The sequence below is a fragment of the Acidocella sp. genome, from assembly GCF_036489515.1.
Lineage (GTDB): Bacteria > Pseudomonadota > Alphaproteobacteria > Acetobacterales > Acetobacteraceae > Acidocella.
The window spans coordinates 59247-65327 of the sequence record NZ_DASXFO010000031.1 but is presented as its reverse complement, the minus strand read 5'-3'; the positions used below and the strand labels follow the sequence as shown (position 1 = coordinate 65327).

7 protein-coding genes are annotated in these 6081 nt (G+C 64.2%); 3 read left to right on the top strand and 4 right to left on the bottom strand.

The window, feature by feature from the left end; all coding sequences use genetic code 11:
• From VGG47_RS04250 to xylB, 3 genes are all read left to right on the top strand, one after another.
• Positions 1 to 442, top strand: a 442-nt coding sequence (locus VGG47_RS04250; RefSeq protein ID WP_331535770.1) for an FtsW/RodA/SpoVE family cell cycle protein, incomplete at its 5' end; no start/stop codon positions are given.
• Between the two features lie 5 nt (positions 443 to 447).
• Positions 448 to 1239, top strand: coding sequence for a glutamate racemase (murI, locus tag VGG47_RS04245; protein ID WP_331535768.1), 792 nt, complete (start codon positions 448 to 450; stop codon positions 1237 to 1239).
• Positions 1240 to 1375: 136 nt separating this feature from the next.
• The gene (xylB, locus tag VGG47_RS04240; protein ID WP_331535766.1) at positions 1376 to 2884 is read left to right on the top strand and encodes a xylulokinase; all 1509 of its coding nucleotides are present in this window, start codon (positions 1376 to 1378) and stop codon (positions 2882 to 2884) included.
• A 125-nt stretch (positions 2885 to 3009) separates the two neighbouring features.
• On the opposite strand, the gene VGG47_RS04235 is transcribed toward xylB, so the two are convergent.
• From VGG47_RS04235 to VGG47_RS04220, 4 genes are all read right to left on the bottom strand, one after another.
• A complete protein-coding gene (locus VGG47_RS04235; RefSeq protein ID WP_331535764.1) occupies positions 3010 to 3753 on the bottom strand; it encodes a manganese catalase family protein in 744 nt (247 codons plus the stop codon).
• A gap of 72 nt (positions 3754 to 3825) precedes the next feature.
• Positions 3826 to 4602, bottom strand: coding sequence for an SDR family oxidoreductase (locus VGG47_RS04230; protein WP_331535762.1), 777 nt, complete (start codon positions 4600 to 4602; stop codon positions 3826 to 3828).
• A gap of 4 nt (positions 4603 to 4606) precedes the next feature.
• Positions 4607 to 5758 (bottom strand): acyltransferase family protein, encoded by a 1152-nt coding sequence (locus tag VGG47_RS04225; RefSeq protein ID WP_331535760.1) that lies wholly within the window; start codon positions 5756 to 5758, stop codon positions 4607 to 4609.
• A gap of 51 nt (positions 5759 to 5809) precedes the next feature.
• A complete protein-coding gene (locus VGG47_RS04220; protein WP_331535758.1) occupies positions 5810 to 6076 on the bottom strand; it encodes a sulfurtransferase TusA family protein in 267 nt (88 codons plus the stop codon).
• Positions 6077 to 6081 lie beyond the last annotated feature (5 nt).

Here is a 6081-nt window from a genome sequence, read left to right as displayed (position 1 = left end):
CAACATCATCCAGTCGAAGATCGCGCTGGGCTCCGGTGGCCTCACCGGCCAAGGCTATCTGCACGGCACGCAGAACCAGCTGAACTTCCTGCCGGAGAAGCAGACGGATTTCGTGTACACCATCCTCGCCGAGGAGTTTGGCTTTGTCGGTTCGGCCGCCGTGATGGTGCTGCTGTTTTCGATCGTCGCCCTCGCGCTCTACACCGCCATCAGTTGCTCGCATCAATACGGGCGGCTGGTGGCGCTCGGCATCGGCGCGAACTTCTTTCTCTACTGTTTCGTGAACCTGTCCATGGTGAGGGGGCTGATCCCGGTGGGCGGCGTGCCGCTGCCGCTGATCTCCTATGGCGGCTCGGCGCTGACCGCGGTGATGCTGGGCTTTGGCGTGCTGATGTCGGTGCATGTGCATCGCGACGTGGAATTTCCGACCGGGGATTTTTGACGCAGGTGAATCTTCTGGTCTTCGATTCCGGCATCGGCGGGCTGGGTGTGGTGCGGGAAATTCGCAAGCTGCAGCCGGAGGCGGGGATCACTTACCTCGCCGACAACGCGTTCTTTCCCTATGGCGAGAAGCCGGATGCCGAGTTGCTGGCGCATATCCTGCGCCTGCTCGGCGGGGCGATCGAGCGTTTTGTCCCGGATGCGGTGGTGGTGGCTTGCAATACCGCGAGCACGATCGCGCTGGTGGCCTTGCGCGCCACTTATGCGGTGCCCTTCATCGGCTGTGTGCCTCCCGTGAAACCCGCTTCGGCGGCGAGCCGGACCAAAAACATCGGCGTGCTGGCGACGGCGGCGACGGTGCGGCGCGCTTACCTCGCCGCTCTTGTGCAAGCCCATGCGGCGGACTGCACGGTGCATACGCTGGGCACGCCGAGCCTGGCCGAGCTGGCGGAGCAAAAATTCGCAGGCTTGGCGGTGGACCCCTCGGCTGCCGTGGCGCCGCTTTTCACCCGGCCCGGGGGCGCTGCAATCGACGCGGTGGCGCTGGGCTGCACCCATTACACGTTTCTGCTGCCTGAGTTCCAGGCGCTCTACCCGGACATCGCCTGGTTCGACCCGGCTTTGCCGGTGGCACGGCAAACCCTGGCCGTGACCGAGAAACTCCCCCCGACGCCAAGGCGGTCGGATGCGGCCTGGTTCACCGGTGCCGCACCGGTCGGCGAGGCGATGCGCGAACGCCTCGCCGGTTTTGGATTCCACGAAGTTCGGAGTGGAGAAAGGCAAGACTACTTTTTGTGAACAAAAAGTAGCAAAAAAACTTTATGAATCTGGGCCATGGGCGTTGTCACCGACAAAGCCCATGGCCCAGCATAATAAAAGTTTTTGCGCCGCTTTTTTTAAAAAGCGGCTACTTTCTTCGCTTAAGGATAGACACATGGCCTCTCATCTTCTGGGCATCGATCTCGGCGCCGGCAGCCTGAAGGCGACGATCATCGGCGCGACCGGCGTGGTGGAGGGCGAAGCGAGCCACCCGGTCACCAGTCATGTGCCGCAATTCGGCTGGTCGGAGCAGGACCCGGCGGAATGGTTTGAAGCACTCTGCGCCGCGGTGCCCAGGGCGCTCGCGGCGGCGGGGCTGACCGGGCGGGATATCACCGGCATCGGCGTTTCGGCAGGCGCGCATATTCCGGTGCTGACCGACGAGGCCGGCACGGTGCTGCGCCCGGCGATCATGTGGAACGACCAGCGCAGCGCCGCTCAGGCGGCTTCCCTGCACGAGAAAGCGGGCGCGCAAATCATCGGCAGCTCGCTGAACAAGGTGAACCCGACCTGGACGCTGGCGATGCTGGCCTGGCTGCGTGAGCATGAGCCGGCGGTGTTTTCCCGCGCGCGGCGTTTGTATCTGGCCAAGGATTACCTGCGCTATCGCCTCACCGGCACCTGGGAGACCGATTATTCCGACGCGGTCGGCGCGCTGCTCGCCGATGACGCCGTCAAAGACTGGTCGCCGGAGCTTGCCGCCCTGGCGGGGTGGGATTTGGCGCGCCTGCCGCGCATCGTGAAGCCGACCGATGTGGTGGGCGGGGTCACGGCGGCGGCGGCGGCGCGCACGGGGCTGGCCGAGGGCACGAAGGTGGTCTGCGGCTCCAACGACACCACTGTGGAGTTTTTTGGTGTCGGCGCGGTCGAGCCCGGCATAGGTGCTGTGAAACTCGCCACTGCCGGAGTGCTGTTTCTGGCGACCGACGGGCCCAGCGTGAACCCGCCGGTCTCCTGCTATCCGCATGTCATCGAGGGCATGTTCTACACCGCCACGGGCACCAATTCCTGCGCCTCGGCGCATCGCTGGCTGCGCGACCTGATGTTCGCGCAAGGCGGGTTCGAGGCGATGGATGCGCTGGCGGCGGGCGTGAAACCGGGGGCGGACGGGTTGCTGTTCCACCCTTATTTGCAGGGCGAGCGCGCGCCTTATTGGGACCCGCTGCTGCGCGCCGATTTCATCGGCATGACCATCTCGCATTCCCAGGCGCATTTCGCCCGGGCGCTGTATGAGGGCATCGCCTTTTCCATCCGGGATCTGCTGGAGGCGGCGCGCGGGCTGGGGCTGCAATTCGGCACCATCAGGTTGATCGGCGGCGGTGCGCGCAGCGCGGTGTGGCGGCAGATCATCGCCGATGTCACCGGCCTGACCATCGAGCGGACCGAGGCGGCGGACGCCTCGTTCGGCGCGGCGCTGCTGGCCGGCATCGGTACCGGCGTGTTCAACTCTCCACGTGAAGCGGTGGCGGCCTGCGTGCGGCTGGTTGACACCACCATGCCGGATCCGGCGCGGCACGCTTTCTATTCAAACTTGTTCAGCATTTATAAGGATGCCCAGGCGGCGCTGGCGCCGCTTAATCACCGGCTGCATGCGCTGGTGCAAAGCCAAGCAGCCGCTTTTTGAAAAAAGCGGCGTAAAAACTTTTGTTATGCTGGGCCATGGGCAATGTCGCCGACAACGCCCAAGGCCCAGCTAACAAAGTTTTTTTGCTACTTTTTGTTCACAAAAAGTAGCCTTTCTTCTTTTTTCTAATGCCGCACGGCCTTGGCGCCGCGGCGATGCTCGTCGTCGGGATTGATCGGCCCGGCCGGCAGCTTGCCTGTCGCATCCGGTTTTTCGACGTATTTGAACGGCGCTTCGTTCCAGGCGCCGCGCGCATCGCCGCCCTGGCTGAGATTGTAGACGATCTCGACCGTATCGTCCGGCTGGATCGTGCCAAAGAACGGGTCGTCGAGCTTGCCCATGGAATCCAGCGCCTTCATGAACATGTTGGCGTGGGTGATCTCACGGGTGAGCAGATGCGTCAGCGCCTCGATGGTGCCGGCATCCTTGGTATGGTGGATCAGCGCCTCATAGGTCTGGCGGGCGCCGGCTTCGGAGGCGATGTTGGCGCGCAGGTCGCGCACCACATTGCCGCCCTCGTTGATGTAATTTGCGCTCCAGGCCGAGCCCTGGCTGTCGACGAAATGCGGGCCGATGCCCTTCATGGCGAAGAGCGGTGCCTGGTGGACCTTGGTCTGGTCGATTTTCGACGTGTGCTGCGTGATCAGATGGCCGACCATTTCGAGATGGTTGAACTCTTCCAGCGCGATGTCCTGCAGCATGTCGCGCAAGCCGGCGTCCTCGACATGGAAGGACTGCACCCAATATTGCAGCGCCGCCGTAAGTTCACCGGTGGCGCCGCCGAATTGTTCGAGCAGGAATTGTCCGAAGTGTGGATCCGGCGTGCCCACGTTGACCGGCCGGAATAGCTCCTTGCGGTGGTAAAACATGTTGGCTTCCTCTCTTGGTTGCGACCGCAGCCGGCATGGGAGAGGTGAATCCGGCGCGACAGCCGGGGACGGCTAGCGGTCGTCGATCACATAGGAAGCGGTGATGCCGCCATCAATCGTGTATGAGGAACCTGTAATATAACTTGCCTCATCGGAGGCCAGGAAGGCGACGAGGTTGGCGATTTCCTCGGGCTGGCCGAGCCGTCCCATCGGCATGTAGCGGCGGCGTAGCTGCCAGGCCGCCTCGTCGGCGAGGAAGGCGGTGACAAGCGGTGTTGCCACAGGACCGGGGCAGATCGCCACGGCGCGGATTTTCTGTCGCGCGTACATGATGGCGAGTTCCCTGGTCATCGCCAGCACCCCGCCTTTGGCGGCGGTGTAGGCTATTTGCGGAAAGGCCGAGCCGACCAAAGCGACGATGGAGGCGTTGTTGATGATGACGCCGCCGCCGGCCGCCTGCAGATGCGGGAGCCCGGCCTTGCAGCAGAGAAAAACCGAGGTGAGGTTGGCGGCGATGGTGCGCTCCCACACCGCGAGATCGGTTTCCATCGGCCCGTCATCGCCGGCCAGGCAGACGCCCGCATTGTTGAAGATGATGTCGATGCCGCCGAACCGTTTTGCGCCGGCGGCGAACGCCGCCGTGCAAACATCTTCCTTCGTGAGGTCGCCGCCGGCCGCCTCAGCGGTGCCGCCGGCCGCGGTGATGATCGCGGCGGTCTCCTCCGCGGCCGGGAGCAAGATATCGCAGCAGAGCACCGCCGCCCCTTCGGCAGCGCATTTGATGGCAGTGGCGCGGCCAATGCCGCCGCCTGCCCCCGTGATGACCGCGCGTTTTCCGTTCAGACGCATGGAATTACCTCAAGTAGAAGAAAGTAGCCGCTTTTTGAAAAAAGCGGCGCAAAAATTTTTGGTTATGCTGGGCCATGGGCGTTGGCGCTGATAACGCCCATGGCCCAGCATAATAAAGTTTTTTTGCTACTTTTTGTTCACAAAAAGTAGTCCTTTCCCTTCCTTTTACATCCACGGCGTGATCCAGCACGACCGCCGCGGCAATCGGCGTGAGCAGAGCGAGCGGCAGCCACAAAGCGGTGAACAGCGCGGCGTCGTGCACGGGTTGCAGCAGCAACGCCACGGCGCGCTGCACCGGCTCGCTGACGAGGTAAAGCGGGTAGGAGATCGCGCCGAGATACTTGAGCGGGCCGCATTCGAGGAGGGCGCCCCAGTCCTGGTTCTGGGCGAGGATGATCGCGGCCCAGGCGAGGGGGACCAAAGCCTTTCCCGGCCCTTCGGTCAGACCCAGCAGGCAGGTGCCGAGCAGGCAGGTGGGCAAGGCCAGTCTATCGCTGCCGCGCAGCCAGGCGGCGCTGGCCAGGCCGAGCGCGAACCAGGGGGCCGCATCCGGCAGAAAGGCGCGGCTGAACTGGGTCTGCACCGCGGGCAGGCAGTGATAGGCAATCCCCAAAGCCAGCAGTGCCAGGGCACAGCGGCCCAGCCGGCGCGGGACCAGCAGGCCGATCAGGAGATAGAACTGCCATTCGGTGGAGAGGCTCCAGGCCGGGCCGAGCAGGGTGATGTAGGCATAAGGCAGCAGGTTTTGCGGGATCAGCCCGTGCAAGAGCAGAACATGCGCAACCAGATGCCAGGGCCAGAGCGGCGGCAGGCCCGGCTCCATAGTCATCCGCCCCGCTTGCCCCACCCAGGGCATTGCCGTCAGCGGGTTTCCGGCCAGGAGGAGCAAAAAACCGGCGGCGAGGGCGCAGAAATAAGCCGGCAGCAGCCGTCGCGCCCGGGCCGCCATGAAGGGGAAAAACCGCCCGTCGAACCGCTCCAGCGCATTGACGATCACCAGCCCGCTGAGGGCGAAGAACAGGTCCACTGCCGCTTCGCCATGGTTGAACAGCTCTATGGCCCAGCCCGGCAGGGCGGCGAACGGCACGGCATGGGCGGCTAAGACATACACGGCCAGTATGCCGCGCAGCCCGTCCATGCGCCGCAATCGTTTCATTTACGCAATGTAAGCGCGAATTTGTCTCCGGTCAAAGCCGGAGAGCGCGAGTCAGCCTTTCTGGATCACCAGCAGCCAGGTGCCGTCCGCCTGTTCGGTCAGCTCCAGCGGGTCGTGGCCCTGATCGGCGGCGGCGCGGGGCACGTTGGCCAGCGGATCGGCGCCTTTCAGCCGGATCAGCAGGAGCTGCCCCGTCTCCATCGCATCCAGCGCCAGGCGGGTGCGGACGAAGGTCATCGGGCAGGTCTCCGACGTGATGTCGATGGCCTTATGGTGGGCGGGCAGGTGGGGATGGGAGGGCAGGGGGGAGGACGACATGCAAA

Bases quoted from the DNA above. Each gene is read 5' to 3' on its own strand.
- xylB (WP_331535766.1), top strand. From the start codon at position 1,376: ATGGCCTCTCATCTTCTGGGCATCGATCTCGGCGCCGGCAGCCTGAAG.
- VGG47_RS04235 (WP_331535764.1), bottom strand. From the start codon at position 3,753: ATGTTTTACCACCGCAAGGAGCTATTCCGGCCGGTCAACGTGGGCACG.
- VGG47_RS04230 (WP_331535762.1), bottom strand. From the start codon at position 4,602: ATGCGTCTGAACGGAAAACGCGCGGTCATCACGGGGGCAGGCGGCGGC.
- VGG47_RS04225 (WP_331535760.1), bottom strand. From the start codon at position 5,758: ATGAAACGATTGCGGCGCATGGACGGGCTGCGCGGCATACTGGCCGTG.
- VGG47_RS04220 (WP_331535758.1), bottom strand. From the start codon at position 6,076: ATGTCGTCCTCCCCCCTGCCCTCCCATCCCCACCTGCCCGCCCACCAT.